This is a genomic window from Streptomyces sp. NPDC042336 (assembly GCF_055581985.1).
In genome coordinates, this window is sequence record NZ_JBVJEA010000005.1 from 349006 (window position 1) to 368148 (window position 19143).

Here is a 19143-nt window from a genome sequence, read left to right on the forward strand (position 1 = left end):
GGACGAGGCCGTCAGGCCGAAGGGGATCTGGGGGCACAGCCCCCAGGGACCTCAGCCACCCACGGCGGACCTCAGGAGTGCCCCAACTCCGCCGAGGCCTGGTCCTCACTCACCGGCACCGAGCCGGAGTCCGCGGCCGGCCGCAACGGGAACGGGTCCACCCGCGTCTCATCGATCACCGGCGGAGCCACCCGCGGCGGCTTCGGCATGACCGCCGCCTCGGAGTGCCCCCCGCACCCGTAGGCCAGCGACACGACGTGCCCGTCGGCCGGGGAGAACTCGTTGGCGCAGACCCCGAACGCCTGTCCGAGCGAGCCGCCGATCCGGGCGAGGAAGCCGCAGCTGACACAGGAGGCGGGGGCCGCCTGGGCCATCGCGGTCTTGGGGCCGTAGCCCTCCTCCCAGCGGTCGGCTGCGACGTGCAGGCCGTACCGGGACAGCACCCGGGTACGGCGCAGGCCCAGCTCCTCGGCGACCGCCGAGATGGTGCCGCGGGCCGGGACGGTGGACAGCTCGGCGGGCGGCCCGGAGGTCACCTCGGCGTCCTCGGCCTCGACCAGGTCGGCCATCTCGTGGGAGACGGCCGAGTTCGGCGGCGGCTCGTCCTCGCCGGTCCAGCCGGGCTCAAGGCGCAGGTCGTCCGCGTCGGTGGGCAGCAGGTCGCCGGGGCCCATGTCGCCGGGCCGCAGCCGCTCGCTCCACGGCACCCACTCGGGGGCGAGCAGCGCGTCGGGGCCGGGCAGCAGCACCGCCTCGTCCACCGTGACGATCTTGGCGCGGGAGGCGCGGGCCACCGTCACGGCCCAGCGCCAGCCCCGGTACCCCAGCTCCTTGCATGCGAAGTAGTGCGTGACGACCCGGTCGCCCTCCGACACCATGCCCTCGTGCTCGCCGACGACGCCGGGTGCGGCGGCCTCCTCGGCTGCGGCGCGGGCGAGGTCGACGGCCTCGGCGCACAGACGGTCAGGGGTGCGGCTTCGCGTTGTCGCTGCGCTCACAGGTATCGCTTCTCTCCATACGCCGTCTCACGAGTGCGCCGCTGCCTGCGAGGGGCGGACGGAGCGGACCTGTGGACCGCGTCGACGTCCGCGCCCGATCGCGCTCGGGCGCACCTACGTCATCCATTCTGCGGGATGGCCGTAAGGCGCGCGGCCGAGAACGTTCGCCACGGCGCGCTACGCACGCTACCTGCTCATGTGCCCTGGGCCTACACCGACGGGAGTTTCGGCGGGGTACGACCCCGCGTTCCCGGGCGGTGCCGGCCTCGGAGTCACTCGACCCGATCACCGCCATACGCGCCGTATCGACGCTACAGCCGCCGCCGACGGGGCACTATGACGGGGTGGCCACCGCACGGACGGAGTTCAAGCGCGGGAGCCGGCGGCGCGGCCCCGGCTCCCGGTTCCGTGCGGTCGGCCGGGCGCTGCGCCTGCCGGTGACCGGTGCCGTGCGCGGCATCCGGCGGGCGACGCACGCGCACGGCGCGGGCGAGTCGGGCCTCGGCAAGCTGATCGAGCTGCACGGGGTGAACGGTGCCGGGGACGTGATGATCACCGTCGCGCTGGCCTCCACCGTCTTCTTCTCCGTCCCCACCGACGAGGCACGCGGGCGGGTCGCGCTGTACCTCGCCATCACCATGGCGCCGTTCACGCTCCTCGCGCCGGTGATCGGCCCGCTCCTGGACCGGCTGCCGCACGGCCGCCGCGCCGCGATGGCGACCGCGATGGGCGCCCGCGCGGTGCTCGCGCTGGTGCTGTCCGCCGCGGTCGTCACCGGCGGCATCGAGCTGTACCCGGCCGCGCTGGGCGTGCTGGTCGCGTCGAAGGCGTACGGGGTGGTCAGGAGCGCGGTGGTGCCCCGGCTGCTGCCGCCCCGGGTCTCCCTGGTGAAGGCGAACTCGCGGGTCACGCTGTGCGGGCTGCTGGCCACCGGCGTGGCCGCGCCGATCGGTGCGGGGCTCCAGCAGGTGGGGCCGCGGTGGCCGCTGTACGGCGCGTTCGTGATCTTCGTGGCGGGCACCGTGCTGTCGTTCACGCTGCCGCGGAAGGTGGACTCCTCGCGCGGCGAGGACCGGGCGCTGCTCGCCGCGGACGAGGAACACCTGCCGGGACCGCTGCGGGAGCGGGGCAAGCGTCCCGGCCTGCGCACGGTGGGTCCGGCGGTGACGCACGCGCTGGCCGCCAACGCCGCCATCCGCTGCCTGACCGGCTTTCTGATCTTCTTCCTGGCGTTCCTGCTGCGGGTGCACCCGATGACCGGCCAGAGCGCGGCGGTGTCGCTGGGGATCGTGGGCGTCGCGGCCGGTGCGGGCAACGCGCTGGGCACGGCGGTCGGGGCGTGGCTGCGGTCCCGGGCGCCGGAGGTGATCATCGTGACGGTGGTCGCGATCGTGCTGGGCGCGGCGGTGGTGGCCGCGGTGTTCTTCAGCGCCTTCCTGGTGGCGTGCCTGGCGGCGGTCGCCGGGTTCGCGCAGGCGCTGGCCAAGCTGTCCCTGGACGCGCTGATCCAGCGGGACGTGCCGGAGCAGGTGCGGACGTCAGCGTTCGCGCGCTCGGAGACACTGCTCCAGGTCTCCTGGGTGCTCGGCGGCGCGGTCGGCATCGTGCTGCCGCTCAACGGCACGCTGGGCCTGGCGGTGGCCGCCGCGATCATCGCCGCCGGGTGGCTGACGACCGTACGGGGGCTGCTCGACTCGGCCCGGCACGGGGGACGGACTGGGCCGAGGGTGGCGTGACCACGCCACGCCGTACCCAGGTGGGGGGCGGGGCGGAGGCGCCGTATAGCCTTCCGCCATGACCACGTTGCCCCGCGGCACCGCCGCTCTCGGACACCGCGTTGTGCGACGCCGCCGCGCCGTCGCCGCCGCAGGCGCCGTGTCCGCCGGACTTCTCCTGCTGTCCGCCTGTGACGAGCCGACCCCGATCTCGACGATCACGGTCGGCAGTGACTCGGTCAGCTCCGAGGCCACCTGCGGCGGAGAGGGCAAGACCCTTTCGGCCGACGAGATCGACAAGTGCCTGCAGGACAAGGACGCGAAGTCCATCACCGTCGACCAGGACGAGACCGTGCGGTTCGGTGTCGACCCGGACGTCGCCGACAAGCACTGGACGATCCTGATGAACGGTCAGCAGCTGGTCGAGGACAGCGACAAGACCTACCGCACCGTGCCGGGCAGCGTGTTCTTCAACGCGCAGTACGGCGCCCAGGGCAACTCGACGAACGTCGCCGTCGCGGCCCGTGACGGCAAGGACGACAGCCAGAACATCACCGGTGTGTGGGTCTTCAAGCTGAAGAAGGACTGACGCCCACGTCCTCCGTGCACCTCCTCGTGGCCACCGCGGTCCCCGCCGAACGGGACGCGGTGGCTCGGGCGTTCCCGGCGCCGGGCACCGAGGTCTCCCGTCCGGGGGTGGTCCTGCACCGGCTGCCGGACGGCTGGGACCTGCTGGCCGCCGGGGTCGGACCGGCCCTCGCCGCCGCCTCCACGGCCGCCGCCCTGACCGCGGCGGCCCTCGACGGCACGCCCTACGACCTGGTCGTCTCGGCCGGCATCGGCGGCGGCTTCGTCCCCCACGCGCCCGTCGGCTCGCTCGTCGTCGCCGACGCGATCACCGCGGCCGACCTGGGTGCCGAGACCGCCGACGGCTTCCTGCCGGTCACCGACCTCGGCTTCGGCAGCGTCACCCACCTGCCGCCTGCCGGTCTGGTCCGCGCCGTCGCCGGGGCGACCGGGGCCCGGCCCGGCACCGTCCTGACCGGCTCCACCGTCACCGGCACCGCGGAGCGCGCCGCGCTGCTGCGCGAGCGCCACCCGGGCGCCCTGGCCGAGGCGATGGAGGGCTTCGGCGTCGCCGAGGCCGCCGCCGCGCACGGCGTGCCGGTGCTGGAACTGCGCGCGGTCTCCAACCCGGTCGGCCCGCGCGACCGTGCCGCCTGGCGCATCGGCGAGGCACTCGCGGCACTGACGGACGCCTTCGGGAAGCTCGCCCCCGCCCTCACGAGTTGGAACCCACATGACCGACATGACCACTGATCCCCTGCGGATCGCGTACTCCCCCTGCCCGAACGACACCTTCGTCTTCGACGCCCTGGCCCACGGCCGCGTCCCGGACGCCCCCGCCCTCGACGTGACCTTCGCGGACATCGACATCACCAACGGCATGGCCGAGCGCGGCGAGTTCGACGTGCTGAAGGTGTCGTACGCCGTGCTGCCGTACGTCCTGGACGACTGGGCCCTGCTGCCGTGCGGCGGTGCGCTGGGCCGGGGCTGCGGCCCGCTGGTGCTGACCCGGGAGGCGGGCGCGGACCTGCGCGGACGCACGGTGGCGGTGCCCAGCGAGACCTCGACGGCGTACCTGCTCTTCCGCCTGTGGGCGGCGGACACCGTGCCCGGCGGGGTCGGCGAGATCGTGGTCATGCCCTTCCACGAGATCATGCCGGCCGTGCGGGACGGGAAGGTCGACGCGGGCCTGGTGATCCACGAGGCGCGCTTCACGTACCGGAACTACGGGCTGCACAAGCTCGCCGACATGGGCGAGCACTGGGAGCGCACCACCGGGCTGCCCATCCCGCTCGGCGCGATCATCGCGAAGCGCTCGCTGGGCGCGCAGACGCTGAACCGCCTCGCCGACGCCGTCCGCGCCTCGGTCCGCGCGGCCTGGGACGACCCGGAGGCGTCCCGGGCGTACGTCATGGAGCACGCGCAGGAGATGGACCCGGCCGTCGCCGACCAGCACATCGGGCTGTACGTCAACGAGTTCACCGCCGACCTCGGCGAGGACGGCTACGCGGCGATCCGGGGCCTGCTGACCCGCGCGGCGGCCGAGGGACTCGTACCGGCCCTCGGCCCGGACGCGCTGGCGTTCCCTTAGGACTGCGGGGGCGGGGGGATCAGACGTCGAGCTGGTCCGCGACCGCGCGCAGCAGCCCGGCGATCTTCTTGCCCGCCGTCTTCTCCGGGTAGCGGCCGCGCTCCAGCATCGGCGTGATGTTCTCCAGGAGCGTCGTCAGGTCCTGCACGATGGAGGCCAGCTCGTCCGGCTTCTTGCGCTGCGCGGCCGCGACCGAGGGGGCCGGGTCGAGGAGGGCGAGCGACAGGGCCTGGTCACCGCGCTGCCCGGCGACGACCCCGAACTCGACGCGCTGTCCCGGCTTCAGGCTCTCGACTCCGGCGGGGAGGACCGAGGAATGGACGAAGACGTCACCGCCGTCGTCGCGGGAGAGAAAGCCGAAGCCCTTCTCGCTGTTGAACCACTTGACCTTGCCGGTAGGCACGTCTGTCCTCGTCCTCGTACTCGTCGGAAAACTGCTCGGAAATATGCTCGGAAACGGCTCTTGATAGCACTTGGGCGGGTCGTCCTGACCCGCCGGTACCAAGGCTAATGGTCTTCAGGCCGGTGACAAGACGTCCCCCGGCTGTTCTCCAGGCCTGGGAACTACCCTGGTCGGGTGCGTGAACAAACCCAAACGAATTCCGCCGCCCCCGGCGACCGGCTGATCCGCGCCGGTGCGATCGTCTTCTTCGTCGGCGCCGTGGCCACTCTGGTCACCGTGGCCCCGCTGCTGCTGGGCACGACGCCCTTTCCCACCTACATGTTCGGACTGAGCATGCTGATGGGAGTGGGCTTCCTGGTCGCCGGTGCCGGGGTGCTCCGGTCGATCGCCGCCGGGCGGCGTCAGGCGCGCGCCGCGACCGGCCCCTCGGCGTCGCCCTCGCCGTCCCGGTAGGCCGCGAGCCACCCCGGGAACTCGCTGAGGTCGGCGAGGACCACGTCGGCGCCCGCCGCGCGCAGCTCCTCGGCGTCGCACGGCCCGCTGGCCACGGCCACCGAGCGGGCACCGGCGGCGCGGGCACCGCGTACGTCGCCCACGTGGTCGCCGACGTAGACGTCCGCGTCGTGCTCGCGCAGCGCGACGGCCTTCTGCTCGGCCCACAGCCCGCCGATCACGGCGTCCGGCTCGATGCCGAGGTGCACCAGGTGCAGCTTGGCGTTCGGTTCGTACTTGGCCGTGACGACGACGGCCCGCCCGCCCGCCTCGCGCACGGCGGCGACGGCCTCCCGGGCGCCGGGCAGCGCGAGCGTCGGCTCTATCGCGTACGCCGGGTAGATCTCCCGGTACAGGTCCGCGACGGCCTCGATCTCCCCGGCCGGGAACCAGTGGGCCAGCTCCTCGGCCAGCGGCGGCCCGAGCCGGGTGACGGCCAGGTCGGCGTCGACGTGCGTCCCCGTGCGCGCGCTCAGCTCCAGGTAGCAGGCGCGGATGCCGGGCCGCGAGTCGATCAGCGTCATGTCGAGGTCGAAGCCGACGGTGGGCGCGGGGCGAGTCGTGGAAGCCATGGCCCCCATTGTGCCGGGACCCTTGGCGGGCCCGGCCGCCCGCCGGTTTCGGTCGGCCGGGGGGGCAGCCCGGGGGGGGCGGTCAGCCGCGGGGGCGGCGGGCCTTCCAGAGGAGATACAGCGCGGTGGCGACGGCGGCGCCGCGCAGGACCCAGGGCCAGGTCTCGGCGATCGCCTCGCTCATGTGGCCCTCGGCGACCGGATCGCCCCAGCGGCCCTCGGTGCGGCCCCACAGCCAGACGACACCCGCGACGGCGACCGTGCCCGGCAGGCCCAGGACGGCCCACTTCGCCTGGGCCGGCGTGAGCCGGCGGGAGAGGTAGGCGATCAGCCAGCCCAGGCCGAGGGGGACGAGGCTGCCGAGCACGGCACCGGCGATCAGCAGCGCCGCGGCGAGCAGCAGGAGGGGGTTGTTCCAGCCGCCCTCGGGCCACAGCCGGGGCAGGCGGCGGACCCTGCCCTTCCCCGTCGGCCCGGCTGCCGGCACGTCGGCCTCCACCGGCGCCGCGGCCCCGGGTGCCTTCCCGGCGGGGGCGCCCGGCCGGTCCGCGTCCTCGTCGCCCGGCCCCGGCGGTCGTCTGAGCAGCTCCGGGATCTCCACCCCGCCGACGAACCCGGGCACGCTGTCGCCGAGTCCGCCGCCGGCGAAGGGGCCGTCGTCGACGCGCCACCAGTCGGGCCGGCCGTCGCCGACGTCCCCCAGCTCCCGCGCGCTCGCCAGGTGGGGCGGGGAGGCGGCCTCGGGCGCGGCCGGGGGCTCGGGTGCGGGGCGCCGCCTGCCCTTGCGCCGCTCGGCGTCTCGGGGACCGGTGTCCCGCTGCTCGGGCACGGCGGTGGGCGACGGCGCCGGCGCCGGCGGCCGTACGCCGGCGGCACCGCCCGCCGCGGTGACGATGTCGTCGGGGTCGCCGAGCCGGTCCAGGATGCGGCGGACCGCGGCGGGGCTGTCCACGGTGGTCTTCGCCCGGTGCCGGTCGATCTCGTTGCGCAGCTCCGACACCAGCCGCATCCGGGTGGCCGACGGCAGCTGCCGCTGCTGGGCCACGTCGCCGACGCGGCTCAGATACTCGAAGACGACCTGGTCGCTCTCGATCCCCACGTTCCCCTCCGGGCCGGTGCGTTGCGGTACTCCGGCGTACCCCGTCGGACGAAGGTACCGAATCCTCCCCGTCCGGCCGACGGCACCGCACCGTCGCACACGCACCCCCGCCGTCCGGCCCACCCGCTAACGTGGACCGGATGAGCACCGAGGAGAAGTCCGCGGCCCCCCGGTCCCTGGCGGAAGCGCTCCGCGTCAGGGACGACGTCTCGCTGGCCGCCCTCCTGCGCAGCCGTCCCGACCTCATCACCCCCGTGCCGACCGACCTCACCCAGCTCGCCACCCGCGCCGGCACCCGCGCCTCCGTCGTGCGGGCGCTGGAGCGACTGGACCGGTTCACGCTGCAGACCGCCGAGGCCCTGGCCGTGGCGCCGGACCCGGCGTCGTACGGCGAACTGCTCGCCCTGATGGCCGGCGACGAGCAGGACCCGGCCGTCGCCGCCGCGCTGCCCCGGGCCGCCGCCCTGCTGCGCGAACAGGCGCTGGTGTGGGGCGCCGACGACCGGCTGCGGCTGGTGCGCACCGCCCGTGAGCTGCTCTCGCCCTCCCCGCAGCACCCGTCCCCGACGGGGCTCGGCCCCACCGTGCGGGAGGCGACGGCGGGCATGTCCCCGGGGCGCATCCAGGAGATCCTCGCCGCGGTCGGGCTGCCCTCGACCCACGACTCCGTCTCCGCCGTGTCCGCGCTCGGCGCCCTGTTCGCCGACCGGCGGCGGACGGCCGCGCTCCTCGCCGGGCTGCCGGCGGAGTCCCGGGAGGTGCTGGACCGGCTGGTGTGGGGACCGCCGTACGGCCAGGTCACCCACGACCCGGCCGCGCATCTGCGGGCCCTGCTGGACCGGGGCCTGCTGCTGCCGACCGCGCCCGGCACGGTCGTCCTGCCCCGCGAGGTCGCCCTGCACCTGCGCGCCGGCCGGGCGCACCGCGCGCCCGAGCCGGTGCCGCCGCCGGTGGAGGCGGCCGCCACGCACCGTCCACAGGTGGTGGACGCCACCGCGGCCGGGCAGGCCCTGGCGGCGCTGGCGACGGTGGACGAGCTGCTGAAGGAGTGGGACGAGGGGGGACCCACGGTGCTGCGGGCCGGCGGTCTGAGCGTGCGCGACCTGAAGCGGACCGCCGTGGCCCTGGACGTGCCCGAGCCGGTCGCCGCCTTCTGGGTCGAACTGGCCTACGGCGCCGGTCTGATCGCCTCCGACGGTGAGGAGGAGGAGCGGTACGCGGCGACCCCGGCGTACGACGAGTGGCGCGAGCTGCCGCCCGCCGAGCGCTGGGCCAGGCTCGCGGGGACATGGCTGGCGGCCACCCGGACGCCGGGTGTGGTCGGCGGGCGGGACTCGAAGGACCGGACGCTCTCGGCGCTGGGCCCGAACCTTGACCGTTCGGCGGCGCCGGAGGTGCGCCACCGGGTGCTGGCCCTGCTGGCGGGGCTGCCCGAGGGCGCCTCGCCCGTCGAGGAGTCGCTGCTGGCCCGGCTGCGCTGGGAGCGCCCGCTGCGCGGCCCGCAGCGGGAGCAGCGGGAGCACCGGGAGCCGGGGAAGGCGCGGGACGACGATCTGCGGAGCCGGCTCGCCCGGTGGACGCTGTCCGAGGCCGAGCTGCTGGGCGTCACCGGGCGCGGCGCGCTGGCGGCACCGGGGCGGGCCCTGATCGGCGCCCCCGAGGCACCCCGCCCGGCGGCGGAGGAGGAGGAACCCGAGGGTCCGGGCGACAAGCTCCCCGTCCACCACCACCGCACGCCCCCGGTGACCGCTGAGCCGACCCCCGCCGAACGGGCCGCGGCCACCGCGAACGCCGCCCGGCTGCTGGCACCGCTCTTCCCCGAGCCGCTGGACCACGTGCTGCTCCAGGCCGACCTGACGGCGGTGGCGCCGGGGCCGCTGGAGCGCGAGCTGGCCGACGTGCTGGGGGTGCTCGCGGACGTGGAGTCCAAGGGCGGGGCGACCGTCTACCGGTTCACGCCGGGTTCGGTACGCCGGGCGCTGGACGCCGGGCGGAGCGCCGCCGAGCTGCATGCTTTCCTCGCCCGGCACTCCCGTACGCCGGTGCCGCAGCCCCTGACGTACCTGATCGACGACGTGGCCCGGCGGCACGGGCGGCTGCGGGTGGGCGCGGCCTCGGCGTACGTGCGCTGCGACGACGACGCGACGCTGGACGAGATCCTCGCCGACAAGCGGGCCGCCGCCCTCGGCCTGCGCCGGCTGGCGCCCACCGTGCTGGCCGCCCAGGCCGACCCGGCGGCGCTGCTGGAGGGGCTGCGCGCGCTGGGGTTCGCGCCGGCCGCCGAGTCCGCCGCGGGCGACGTGCTGATCGCCCGCGCGGACTCCCACCGCACCCCGCCGAGGACGGCACCGGAGCCGGTCCCGGACGGTCCGCCGGCCCCCGACGACACGCTCCTGACGGCGGCGATCCGCGCCGTGCGCGCCGGTGACCTGGCCTCCACGACCCCGCGCAAGCCGGGTGCCGGGAGCGGGGAGGGCGGCGGCGAGGACGGTGCCCCGGGCGGCGCGCTGCCCCGCACGGGCGCCGCCGAGACGCTGGCCACGATGCAGGCGGCGGTCCTGACCGGCGAGACGCTGTGGATCGGCTACGTGAACGCCGAGGGCGCGGCCAGCCAGCGCGTGATCGCGCCGATCCGGGTCGAGGGCGGCTTCGTCACGGCGTACGACCACACGGCGGACGAGGTGCGCACCTACCCGCTGCACCGGATCACCGGCGTGGCCGAGCTGGCCGACGACGCGGGCTGAACCGGCGTACGAGGTTCAGCGCACTTTCGGGTGTACGCGGTGGTTCATGCACGCCACGCCGGGTGATTCGCACCTGCGAGGGAGCTTTTTTCATATTCCGCATCGGGTTCGGGGCGGTCGGGCAGCCACCGGGTGCCCCGCAAACCAACCGAAAGGAAGAACCCGATGCGTACTGCCGTTCGCCGTGTCGCCACCGTCCTGACCTCCACCGCGGCACTGCTCGCGGCGTTCGCCGCCGAGGCCGCCGCGATCGGCATCGACCTCGGCGGAGGCGTCACCCTCTGACCGTCCCCCTGCCGCGTTCCCGGCGGCGGGCCGGTCCCCAGCCCTTCGGGCCCGGCCCGCCGCGCTCTCCCTCCTCCCGCTGGATCTCCTCGAACCGTCGGCTCCCCGAAAGGCCTCCCGTGCGCGACACGACCACCGACCCCGCCCGTTCCACCGGCCGTTCCACGGTCCGTTCCGCCGTCGCCGTCTCCGTCGCCGCCCTGATCACCGCCGCGGCGCTGTTCGGGGCCCTCGCCCCGAAGGCCGCCGCGCTGGAGGGACCGCTCATCAACAACATCAACGTCGCTCTCCGGTAGGCCCCGCCCCGCGATCAGGCACACTGGACGTTTGGCCGAGCCGTCGTCCGGCCGTACGCACGCGAAAGGGTGCCGCCCGTGAATGGTCCGCTGATCGTCCAGTCCGACAAGACCCTGCTCCTCGAAGTCGACCACGAGCAGGCCGCCGACTGCCGTCGGGCCATCGCGCCGTTCGCGGAGCTGGAGCGGGCGCCGGAGCACATCCACACCTACCGGGTGACCCCGCTGGGCCTGTGGAACGCCCGGGCGGCGGGCCACGACGCCGAGCAGGTCGTGGACGCGCTCGTCGAGTACAGCCGCTACCCGGTGCCGCACGCGCTGCTGGTCGACATCGCCGAGACGATGGACCGCTACGGCCGCCTGACCCTCTCCAAGCACCCGGCGCACGGACTGGTCCTTACGACCACCGACCGGCCGGTGCTGGAAGAGGTCCTGAAGTCGAAGCGGATCGCGCCGCTGGTCGGCACCCGCATCGACGCCGACACGGTGGCCGTGCACCCCTCCGAGCGCGGGCAGATCAAGCAGACGCTGCTGAAGCTGGGCTGGCCGGCCGAGGACCTCGCCGGGTACGTGGACGGCGAGGCACACCCGATCGAGCTGGCCGAGGACGGCTGGGCGCTGCGCCCGTACCAGAAGCAGGCGGTGGAGAACTTCTGGCACGGCGGCAGCGGCGTCGTCGTGCTCCCCTGCGGCGCGGGCAAGACGCTGGTCGGGGCGGGCGCGATGGCCGAGGCCAAGTCGACGACGCTGATCCTGGTCACCAACACCGTCTCCGCCCGGCAGTGGAAGCACGAGCTGGTCAAGCGCACCTCGCTGACCGAGGACGAGATCGGCGAGTACAGCGGCACCCGCAAGGAGATCCGGCCGGTCACCATCGCCACGTACCAGGTGCTGACGACCCGCCGGAAGGGCGTCTACCCGCACCTGGAGCTGTTCGACTCCCGGGACTGGGGGCTGGTCGTCTACGACGAGGTGCACCTGCTGCCGGCGCCGGTGTTCAAGTTCACCGCCGACCTCCAGGCCCGGCGCCGTCTCGGTCTGACCGCGACCCTGGTGCGCGAGGACGGCCGCGAGTCGGACGTGTTCTCCCTGATCGGGCCGAAGCGGTTCGACGCGCCGTGGAAGGAGATCGAGGCGCAGGGCTACATCGCGCCCGCCGACTGCGTGGAGGTCCGGGTCAACCTCACCGACGCCGAGCGGCTCGCCTACGCCACCGCCGAGACGGAGGAGAAGTACCGCTTCTGCGCGACGACCGACACCAAGCGGAAGGTGACGGAGGCGATCGTGCGGCGCTTCGCCGGGCAGCAGATCCTCGTCATCGGCCAGTACATCGACCAGCTCGACGAGCTGGGCGAGCACCTGGGCGCGCCGGTCATCAAGGGCGAGACGTCCAACGCCCAGCGGGAGAAGCTCTTCGAGTCCTTCCGGCAGGGCGAGATCAGCGTGCTGGTCGTGTCGAAGGTCGCGAACTTCTCGATCGACCTGCCGGAGGCGACCGTCGCCATCCAGGTGTCGGGCACCTTCGGCTCGCGGCAGGAGGAGGCCCAGCGCCTGGGCCGGGTGCTGCGGCCGAAGGCCGACGGCCACCAGGCGCACTTCTACTCGGTCGTCGCCCGCGACACCCTCGACCAGGACTTCGCCGCCCACCGCCAGCGCTTCCTGGCGGAACAGGGCTACGCCTACCGGATCATGGACGCGGACGAGGTGCTGTCGGAGGACGCCTGAGCAGGCCTTGGGAGCTCGCCGGTGCTCTCCCATGCGGTCACAGCACTAGAGTTGCGATGCCCCTCCGTCGACAGGGAACTCTGTTCCCGTCGAGAAGGTCGCACCGAACGCCAGGTACGCCACCGCGGCAGCCACCTCCTCGGACGACCCAAGCCGCTGCATCGGAATGGTGCTCCGGTAGGTGTCCTTCGTCGCCTCGACGACATCGGCGGGCAGCGAGGAGCGGTCCAGGATGCCCGAGTCGATCGGGCCGGGGCTCACGGCATTGACGCGCACCTTGCGCGGCAGCAGTTCGCGGGCCAGGGTGCGCGTCATCGACCGCAGGGCCGCCTTGCTCGCCGAGTAGACACTGAGCGCGTCGAGGCCCAGGACGTTCACCACCGACGTGGTGAGCACCACGCCGCTTCCCTCGCGCAGCAGCGGCGCCAACGCCTGCACCGTGAAGTACGGGCCCTTGGTGTTGACGCCGAACAGCTCGTCGTACATCTCCTCCGTCGTCGAGTCGAACGGCGCGGACGCGGTGACGCCGGCGTTGACGAACAGCGCGTCCACCGCGCCGAACCGCTCCTGCACCGTGCCGGCCAGCGCCTTGATGTCCTTCAGGGACGCGGCGTCGCTACGGACGGCGATCGCCTTGTCCCCCAGCCGTTCCAACGCGGTGTCCAGCGAGGAGCGGGTACGGCCCGTGATCAGTACGTGCGCCCCGCCGTCCGCGAACAACCGGGCCGTGGACAGGCCGATACCGCTGCTTCCGCCCGTGATCACGATCTTCTTGCCGTCGTAAGTGGTCATGCCCGCAAGCCAAATACCCACCCGCGCACCGTGTCCAAGACCTGTTCCGTATGCCGTCATGCCCCGGGCGTATGACAGCGCGCGGCGTACCCTGAGCCGATGGACGTCGATCTGCGGCTCGTGCGCTATTTCACGGTCGTGGCGGAGTACGGCAACTTCGGCCGGGCCGCCACCAAGCTGCACCTGGCGCAGCCGTCGCTGAGCCGCCAGATCCAGCGACTGGAAGCCCAGCTCGGTGTCCGGCTCTTCGACCGCTCGCCGCACGGCAGCAGCCTCACCGACGCCGGTCGGGCCTTTCTTCCCGGTGCACGGACACTGCTCCACGAGGCCGAGCGAGCCGCCTACACGGCCAGAGCCGCCGTCCAGCCCCGTACCATCACTGTCGGCTGCGCCGAAGGACTGGTCATCACCTCCTGCGTGCAGGAGCTGCGCCGCCGGCACCCCGACAGCCAAGTCCGCACCCGGCACCTCGACTGGCGGGACACACACGCCCTCGCCGAGGGCCGGGTCGACGCCCTCGTCGCCTACAAACCCCTGCCCTGGCCCACGGACGGCCTCCGGGTGACCAAGCTCCACGAGGAGCCGCGGGTGCTCGTCACGTCGGCGAGCCATCATCTGGCGAGGGGGAAACCCGTCAGCCTGCGGGCTCTGTCGGACCAGGAACTGGTGAGCTGCGTCAGCACTCCGGTCGTCTGGAGTACGCCCAAGCCGGTCGGCGACCGGCCGGCACCGCCCCCGCCCGCGATCGACGACAGCTACGAGGACAAGCTGGAACTCATCGCCACCGGCCACTGTGTCGCGATCTTCCCTGTCGGCGATCGACGCCCCGCCATGCGTGAGGACATCGCCCTGGTGCCTGTCGTCGACGTCGATCCCTGCGAAGTCGTGCTCGTCACGCGCGCCGACGACCCCGACCCGCTGCTCGGATCACTCGAGGACGTCGCACGTACGGTGTTCGGCACGGTGCGGTCGGAGCACTAGTGGCGGCGGACTCCGGCCTCCTCGCCGTACTCACCGAGGACGACCACGTCGAAGGCGGCGCCCGCGAACACCCTGACGGCGCGCAGGGTGTCACCGAGCCGGTGCCGGTGGCTGCCGGCCACGGGCGTGGCACCGGACGCGCGGCCCGGTGCGGGGGCGGGGGAGATGGTTGCTGCGCTCATGTCTCCATGGTGCGACCGCCCTCCCCCGACCGGCATCGGTCTGCGGACCCAACCTCCGTAGTCCTCCGCTACGACCCGGGAGGGAGCGCATCCCCCGGAGCGGATGACGCGATCCCCTAAGGGTCGAGCGCGGGGCGGAGAAAAAGGGTTGGCCCGCGCCGCACCCGCTCCCCTAGAATCTCCGCTCTTGCCCGCCTCCCCACGGAGTGCCGCCGTCCGGACGGAAACCGGTCGGCCCACCGCGCGCGTCCCGCGCCCACCGCACCGCAGGTCATCCGGAGGCACTCCCTTGTCCACGCCCGTCCACGACGACCCTCTCTCCAGGGAACGCGCCCACCTCGCCGCCTCCCGTTCCGCGCTGCGCGCCATGCGTGAGGACGTCGAGTCCCTGGACATCACCGACGTGACCGCGAACTGGGTCAACGCCGCCGTCCTGGAGAGCCAGATCGAGCAGCGCATCAAGGCGCTCGCCGATCTCAGCGAGACCCCGCTGTTCTTCGGCCGGCTCGACTACCTGCACGCTCCGGGGGCGGAGCAGGCCGAGGGCGGGGAGGGCGAGCGCTTCTACGTCGGACGCCGGCACGTGCACGACGCGGACGGCGACCCGATGGTGATCGACTGGCGGGCACCGGTCTCCCAGCCGTTCTACCGGGCGTCCAAGAAGGACCCGCAGGACGTCTCGCTGCGCCGCCGCTTCGGCTACACCGGCGGGGACCTGACCGCGTACGAGGACGAGCACCTGCTCGACCCGGCCGAGGCGGCGACCACCAGCAAGCTCCTCCAGCAGGAGATCGAGCGGCCCCGCGTCGGGCCGATGCGGGACATCGTGGCGACGATCCAGCCCGAGCAGGACGAGATCGTGCGCGCCGGGCTGGCCGGCTCGGTGTGCGTGCAGGGCGGCCCCGGCACCGGCAAGACCGCCGTCGGCCTGCACCGGGTGGCCTACCTCCTGTACGCGCACCGGGAGCGCCTGGCCCGCACGGGCACGCTGGTCATCGGCCCGAACCGGTCCTTCCTGCACTACATCGAGCAGGTGCTGCCGGCGCTCGGCGAGCTGACGGTCCGCCAGGCCACCGTCGACGATCTGGTCGCCCACGTCGAGGTGCGCGGCACGGACGAGGCGGCGACCGCGGTGATCAAGGGTGACGCGCGGATGGCGGAGGTGCTGCGCCGGGCCCTCTACTCCCACGTCACGCCACCCGCCGAGGGCGTCGTCGTGGTGCGCGGCTCGCGCCGCTGGCGGGTGCCGGTGTACGAGCTGGAGGAGATCGTCCGCGAGCTGCTCGCCCGTGACATCCGCTACGGCGCCGCCCGCGAGGCGCTGCCGCAGCGGATCGCGCACGCCGTGCTGGTGCAGATGGAGCGGGCGGGCGAGGCGCCGGACGACCGGGTGCAGAACGCGGTGGCGCGCAACGCGGCCGTGAAGGCGCTGGTGAAGTCGGTCTGGCCGCAGGTCGACCCGGCCAGGCTGGTGCTGCGGCTGCTCACCGACGCGGACTTCCTCGCGGCGCACGCCGCGGGTGTCCTCACCGAGGACGAGCAGAAGGCGCTGCTGTGGGTGAAGCCGGCCCGCTCGGTGAAGTCCGCCAAGTGGTCACCGGCCGACGCCGTACTGATCGACGAGGCGACCGACCTGATCGAGCGCACCCACTCCCTCGGGCACGTGGTCCTCGACGAGGCGCAGGACCTGTCCCCGATGCAGTACCGCGCGGTGGGCCGGCGCTGCACCACCGGCTCGGCGACGGTCCTCGGCGACCTGGCGCAGGGCACCACGCCGTGGGCGACCCGGAGCTGGGCGGAGGCGCTGGGGCACCTGGGGAAGGGCGAGGCGGTGGTCGAGGAGCTGACGGCCGGTTTCCGCGTGCCGACGGACGTCATCGCGTACGCCTCCCGGCTGCTGCCGCACATCGCGCCGGGCCTGACGCCGGTCGCGTCGATCCGCGAGAACCCGGGTTTCTTCGACATCCGTACGGCCCCGGACGGGGCGGCGGACGTGGTGGCGGCCTGCCGTGAGCTGCTGGAGCGGGAGGGCTCGGTCGGTCTGATCGCCGCCGACGCGCGGGTGCCGGAGCTGGCGGCGGCCCTGGCGGCGGCCGGGATCGGCCACGTCGGCCCCGGCGAGGAGACCACCCACGCCACCCGCCTGACCCTGGTCCCGGCCTCGCTGGCCAAGGGCCTGGAGTACGACTACGTGGTCCTGGACGAGCCGCAGGCGGTGGTCGACGGCGAACCGGACGAACGGACGGGACTGCGCAGGCTGTACGTGGCGCTGACCCGAGCGGTCTCGGGCCTCGTCGTGACCCACGCGACGGAGCTGCCGCCGCAGCTGGCGTAGCGCCGCTGCGGGCAGTCGTGCCTCCCCCAGGGCCCGAACGGCCTGGGAGGTACCCCCAGGCGGCACGGGTGGGCGCAGCGGCACCCCGCCACGCCGGGCTGCGCTCCCCACCCCCCGCGAGCACCAGCGCAGGCGTACGGGACAAGCCGAACGCTCAGTGTCCGAGCACCCTCCGCCACTCAGCCACCGCCTCCGCCGACACCGGCCCCTCCCACCCGGAGGGCCGTGCCGCCCCGCCGATGTGGAAGCCGTCGATCCCCGCGTCCAGCAGCCCCGGCACGTGGTCGAGCCGCAGTCCGCCGCCGACCAGCAGCTGCTGCTCGTACCCCGGCTCGCCGCGCCGCCGCGCCTCGGTGAGCAGCGTGTTCAGGCCGTCGTCCACGCCGCCGGCCGCCCCGGCCGTCAGGTACGTGTCCAGGCCCGGGAAGTCCGCGAGCTGCTTGCGCAGCGCGTCCCGGTTCGCGGCGCGGTCGATGGCCCGGTGGAAGGTCCACCGGCACCCGTCCAGCACCTCGGCGATCCGCTCCACCGCGCCGAGGTCCACGTCGCCCTCCGCGTCGAGGAACCCCAGTACGAACTGCGTGGCCCCGGCCTCCCGCATCTCACCGGCGACGCGTGTCAGACGCTCGACGTCACCGGCGGCGAACCCGTCCGCGAGCCGGAGCATCACCCGTACGTCGATGTCGACGGCGGCGCGGATCGCGGCGACGGTCGCGGCCGACGGGGTGAGTCCGTCGGCCGCCATGTCGGTGACCAGTTCGAGGCGATCCGCGCCTCCGGCCTGGGCGGCGACCGCGTCCTCGGCGTCGAGGGCGATCACCTCCAGGACTGCACGCTTGCTCATGGGACCCCATTCGTCGGCCTGCTACAGGTCTAGTCCAATCCAAGACTACGCGCCCGACGGCAGGCCCGGGTCCCCGCGTCGCCGCTCAGTCGCCGAAGATGTTCAGTTCCGCCGCCTCCACCCCGGCCAGCTCGTATCCCGCCGCGCCGTCCAGCGGGCGGCCCGCGTAGAGTCGTACGAGGGTGGCGGCGTCGCCGATGTACCGGCCCGGCGGCCGCTCACCGCTCACCTCGCCCAGCTTCAGCGGCTCGTCGAGGTCGTCCAGGTCGGCGTGGAGCGGCACGTGACCGCGCGCCCGGGTGATGGAGGCGAGCAGCGCGAGCGCCTCCGGCAGCCCGCGCCCCGCGTACGCCCCCGGCTCGCCGAAGGTCACCCGTACGTCACCGGCGTGCACCCACTCGCCCAGCGCGACGGCGTCCAGCACGCCGTCCGCCCGGGCGATCACCGGCCCGGCCTCGGTCATGCCGCGTTCCAGCTCGTCGACGACGCGGCCGTTGCTCCAGTCGGCGCGTTCGGCGATGTCGCGGTCGTTGCACTCGGGTGAGAAGACGCCCTTCTCGAAGCTTTTCTCCACCACTCGGATCAGCGCGCTGGAGCAGTGCGCCAGCATGTCGCGCACGGTCCAGCCCGGACACGCGGCCACCGGCAGCGCGAAGTCCGCGTCCGGGCGGGAGCGCAGCAGCGGCACCAGTGCGTCGCGTTCGAGGGTCAGCAGCCGGCCGGGCAGCTCGGGGTCGCGTACGTCGTGCAGGTCTGCGGGAGTCGTCATGGACTCCACGTTAGGGGCCCAGCAGGTCCTTCAGTTCGGCGTCGAAGAGAAGGGCGGGGTCGAAGCCCATGCCGGTGAACTGCCCGGCGAGTTCCAGGGACAGGACGCCGTGCAGCCGGGACCAGAAGGTCAGGGCGCGGTGCAGGGCGGCCGGGTCGGCCGTACGGTCCCCCGCCCACCGCCGGTGGGTGTCGAGGTGGGCGTCGAACACGTCGGCGGCGCCCTCCGACGGCGGCAGCGCGGCACAGGCGTCGACGATGACCGCCATGGTCTCGGCGGCGATCTCGGTGATGTCGTCGGGGGCGCGGTAGCCGGGGACGGGGGTGCCGAAGATGAGGAGGTAGCGCTGCGGGTCGTCCAGGGCCCAGGAGCGCAGGGCGTGCGCGAGACCGGCCAGGTCGGCGCCGGCCTCGGCGGCCGCCCGGAAGGTGTCGGCCTGGCTGCGGTAGGCGTCCCTGATCAGTTCCGTGATCAGCTCGTCGCGGCCGTCGAAGTACCGGTAGAGCGCGGGCCCGCTCATGCCCATCCGCTTGGCGATCGCGTTGAGGGACAGCGCGGAGGCTCCCGCCGTGGCGATCTGCTCCCAGGCGTGTTCCTTGATCTCCGCGCGCACCTGGGTGCGGTACCGCTCGCGCGGGGTGCTGGTGCGCGCCTTGGGCATGGTCCGGTCGCCGCCTCTCGACTTCCGCCCGGCCCGCCCGGCCGGGAACGCAGACACTTCGGTTAGAAGCTATCACGAACATTATCTGGAAG

The 19143-nt window shown here is 73.9% G+C and carries 19 protein-coding genes; 10 read left to right on the forward strand and 9 right to left on the reverse strand.

Features of this window, described 5'->3' with window-relative positions; translation table 11 throughout:
• Positions 1-71: 71 nt before the first annotated feature.
• On the reverse strand, positions 72-998 hold the full coding sequence (locus tag ACZ6IM_RS14435) for a DUF3027 domain-containing protein (protein ID WP_052839153.1): 927 nt from the start codon (positions 996-998) through the stop codon (positions 72-74).
• A 344-nt stretch (positions 999-1342) separates the two neighbouring features.
• Here ACZ6IM_RS14435 and ACZ6IM_RS14440 point away from each other — a divergent pair, with 344 nt between their 5' ends.
• The 4 genes from ACZ6IM_RS14440 to ACZ6IM_RS14455 are packed head-to-tail and all read left to right on the forward strand — an operon-like array spanning position 1343 to position 4871.
• Positions 1343-2734 carry an MFS transporter gene (locus ACZ6IM_RS14440; protein ID WP_052839152.1) on the forward strand — a complete coding sequence of 464 codons (1392 nt, stop codon included), beginning with the start codon at positions 1343-1345 and terminating at the stop codon, positions 2732-2734.
• Between the two features lie 58 nt (positions 2735-2792).
• The gene (locus ACZ6IM_RS14445) at positions 2793-3302 is read left to right on the forward strand and encodes a DUF2771 domain-containing protein (protein WP_469556738.1); all 510 of its coding nucleotides are present in this window, start codon (positions 2793-2795) and stop codon (positions 3300-3302) included.
• Between the two features lie 14 nt (positions 3303-3316).
• The gene (locus ACZ6IM_RS14450) at positions 3317-4033 is read left to right on the forward strand and encodes a futalosine hydrolase (protein WP_052839151.1); all 717 of its coding nucleotides are present in this window, start codon (positions 3317-3319) and stop codon (positions 4031-4033) included.
• Positions 4023-4871 carry a 1,4-dihydroxy-6-naphthoate synthase gene (locus ACZ6IM_RS14455; RefSeq protein WP_052839294.1) on the forward strand — a complete coding sequence of 283 codons (849 nt, stop codon included), beginning with the start codon at positions 4023-4025 and terminating at the stop codon, positions 4869-4871. The genes ACZ6IM_RS14450 and ACZ6IM_RS14455 overlap by 11 nt, the downstream gene beginning before the upstream one ends.
• Positions 4872-4890: 19 nt before the next feature.
• On the opposite strand, the gene ACZ6IM_RS14460 is transcribed toward ACZ6IM_RS14455, so the two are convergent.
• The gene (locus tag ACZ6IM_RS14460; RefSeq protein WP_003974650.1) at positions 4891-5274 is read right to left on the reverse strand and encodes a cold-shock protein; all 384 of its coding nucleotides are present in this window, start codon (positions 5272-5274) and stop codon (positions 4891-4893) included.
• 174 nt (positions 5275-5448) lie between these two features.
• On the opposite strand from ACZ6IM_RS14460, the gene ACZ6IM_RS14465 reads away from it, so the two are divergent.
• Positions 5449-5727, forward strand: a complete 279-nt coding sequence (locus tag ACZ6IM_RS14465; protein WP_052839150.1) for a hypothetical protein — start codon at positions 5449-5451, stop codon at positions 5725-5727.
• Here the strand turns inward: ACZ6IM_RS14465 and ACZ6IM_RS14470 are convergent.
• Positions 5676-6338, reverse strand: a complete 663-nt coding sequence (locus ACZ6IM_RS14470) for a haloacid dehalogenase-like hydrolase (RefSeq protein ID WP_052839149.1) — start codon at positions 6336-6338, stop codon at positions 5676-5678. The genes ACZ6IM_RS14465 and ACZ6IM_RS14470 overlap by 52 nt on opposite strands.
• 82 nt (positions 6339-6420) lie before the next feature.
• On the reverse strand, positions 6421-7437 hold the full coding sequence (locus tag ACZ6IM_RS14475; protein ID WP_052839148.1) for a hypothetical protein: 1017 nt from the start codon (positions 7435-7437) through the stop codon (positions 6421-6423).
• A gap of 140 nt (positions 7438-7577) precedes the next feature.
• On the opposite strand from ACZ6IM_RS14475, the gene ACZ6IM_RS14480 reads away from it, so the two are divergent.
• The 3 genes from ACZ6IM_RS14480 (at position 7578) to ACZ6IM_RS14490 (ending at position 12487) form a co-directional block, all read left to right on the forward strand.
• Positions 7578-10181, forward strand: a complete 2604-nt coding sequence (locus ACZ6IM_RS14480) for a helicase-associated domain-containing protein (RefSeq protein ID WP_469556741.1) — start codon at positions 7578-7580, stop codon at positions 10179-10181.
• Positions 10182-10585: 404 nt separating this feature from the next.
• Complete coding sequence (locus ACZ6IM_RS14485; RefSeq protein ID WP_052839145.1) at positions 10586-10762, forward strand: hypothetical protein; 177 nt, start codon at positions 10586-10588, stop codon at positions 10760-10762.
• A gap of 78 nt (positions 10763-10840) precedes the next feature.
• A complete protein-coding gene (locus tag ACZ6IM_RS14490) occupies positions 10841-12487 on the forward strand; it encodes a DNA repair helicase XPB (RefSeq protein WP_052839144.1) in 1647 nt (548 codons plus the stop codon).
• A 45-nt stretch (positions 12488-12532) separates the two neighbouring features.
• Here ACZ6IM_RS14490 and ACZ6IM_RS14495 read toward each other — a convergent pair whose 3' ends face one another.
• Entirely contained in the window at positions 12533-13279 is a 747-nt protein-coding gene (locus ACZ6IM_RS14495; RefSeq protein ID WP_052839143.1) for an SDR family oxidoreductase, read from the reverse strand.
• 99 nt (positions 13280-13378) lie between these two features.
• On the opposite strand from ACZ6IM_RS14495, the gene ACZ6IM_RS14500 reads away from it, so the two are divergent.
• Positions 13379-14260, forward strand: a complete 882-nt coding sequence (locus tag ACZ6IM_RS14500; protein WP_052839142.1) for a LysR family transcriptional regulator — start codon at positions 13379-13381, stop codon at positions 14258-14260.
• On the opposite strand, the gene ACZ6IM_RS14505 is transcribed toward ACZ6IM_RS14500, so the two are convergent.
• On the reverse strand, positions 14257-14442 hold the full coding sequence (locus tag ACZ6IM_RS14505) for a hypothetical protein (protein ID WP_003974657.1): 186 nt from the start codon (positions 14440-14442) through the stop codon (positions 14257-14259). The two genes, ACZ6IM_RS14500 and ACZ6IM_RS14505, sit on opposite strands and share 4 nt — an antisense overlap.
• A gap of 289 nt (positions 14443-14731) precedes the next feature.
• Between ACZ6IM_RS14505 and ACZ6IM_RS14510 the strand changes: the two genes are divergently transcribed.
• On the forward strand, positions 14732-16777 hold the full coding sequence (locus ACZ6IM_RS14510) for a HelD family protein (RefSeq protein WP_052839141.1): 2046 nt from the start codon (positions 14732-14734) through the stop codon (positions 16775-16777).
• Positions 16778-16931: 154 nt separating this feature from the next.
• On the opposite strand, the gene ACZ6IM_RS14515 is transcribed toward ACZ6IM_RS14510, so the two are convergent.
• From ACZ6IM_RS14515 to ACZ6IM_RS14525, 3 genes are all read right to left on the reverse strand, one after another.
• Positions 16932-17621 carry a copper homeostasis protein CutC gene (locus ACZ6IM_RS14515; protein WP_052839140.1) on the reverse strand — a complete coding sequence of 230 codons (690 nt, stop codon included), beginning with the start codon at positions 17619-17621 and terminating at the stop codon, positions 16932-16934.
• 85 nt (positions 17622-17706) lie between these two features.
• On the reverse strand, positions 17707-18390 hold the full coding sequence (locus ACZ6IM_RS14520) for a maleylpyruvate isomerase family mycothiol-dependent enzyme (protein ID WP_052839293.1): 684 nt from the start codon (positions 18388-18390) through the stop codon (positions 17707-17709).
• A 10-nt stretch (positions 18391-18400) separates the two neighbouring features.
• Positions 18401-19051 carry a helix-turn-helix domain-containing protein gene (locus ACZ6IM_RS14525; protein WP_052839139.1) on the reverse strand — a complete coding sequence of 217 codons (651 nt, stop codon included), beginning with the start codon at positions 19049-19051 and terminating at the stop codon, positions 18401-18403.
• Positions 19052-19143: the final 92 nt, after the last annotated feature.

Excerpts from the sequence above, each read along its gene's own strand:
- ACZ6IM_RS14505 (WP_003974657.1), bottom strand. The coding sequence starts at position 14,442 with ATGAGCGCAGCAACCATCTCCCCCGCCCCCGCACCGGGCCGCGCGTCC.
- ACZ6IM_RS14500 (WP_052839142.1), top strand. The coding sequence starts at position 13,379 with ATGGACGTCGATCTGCGGCTCGTGCGCTATTTCACGGTCGTGGCGGAG.
- ACZ6IM_RS14445 (WP_469556738.1), top strand. The coding sequence starts at position 2,793 with ATGACCACGTTGCCCCGCGGCACCGCCGCTCTCGGACACCGCGTTGTG.
- ACZ6IM_RS14525 (WP_052839139.1), bottom strand. The coding sequence starts at position 19,051 with ATGCCCAAGGCGCGCACCAGCACCCCGCGCGAGCGGTACCGCACCCAG.
- ACZ6IM_RS14470 (WP_052839149.1), bottom strand. The coding sequence starts at position 6,338 with ATGGCTTCCACGACTCGCCCCGCGCCCACCGTCGGCTTCGACCTCGAC.
- ACZ6IM_RS14495 (WP_052839143.1), bottom strand. The coding sequence starts at position 13,279 with ATGACCACTTACGACGGCAAGAAGATCGTGATCACGGGCGGAAGCAGC.
- ACZ6IM_RS14455 (WP_052839294.1), top strand. The coding sequence starts at position 4,023 with ATGACCACTGATCCCCTGCGGATCGCGTACTCCCCCTGCCCGAACGAC.
- ACZ6IM_RS14515 (WP_052839140.1), bottom strand. The coding sequence starts at position 17,621 with ATGAGCAAGCGTGCAGTCCTGGAGGTGATCGCCCTCGACGCCGAGGAC.
- ACZ6IM_RS14480 (WP_469556741.1), top strand. The coding sequence starts at position 7,578 with ATGAGCACCGAGGAGAAGTCCGCGGCCCCCCGGTCCCTGGCGGAAGCG.
- ACZ6IM_RS14520 (WP_052839293.1), bottom strand. The coding sequence starts at position 18,390 with ATGACGACTCCCGCAGACCTGCACGACGTACGCGACCCCGAGCTGCCC.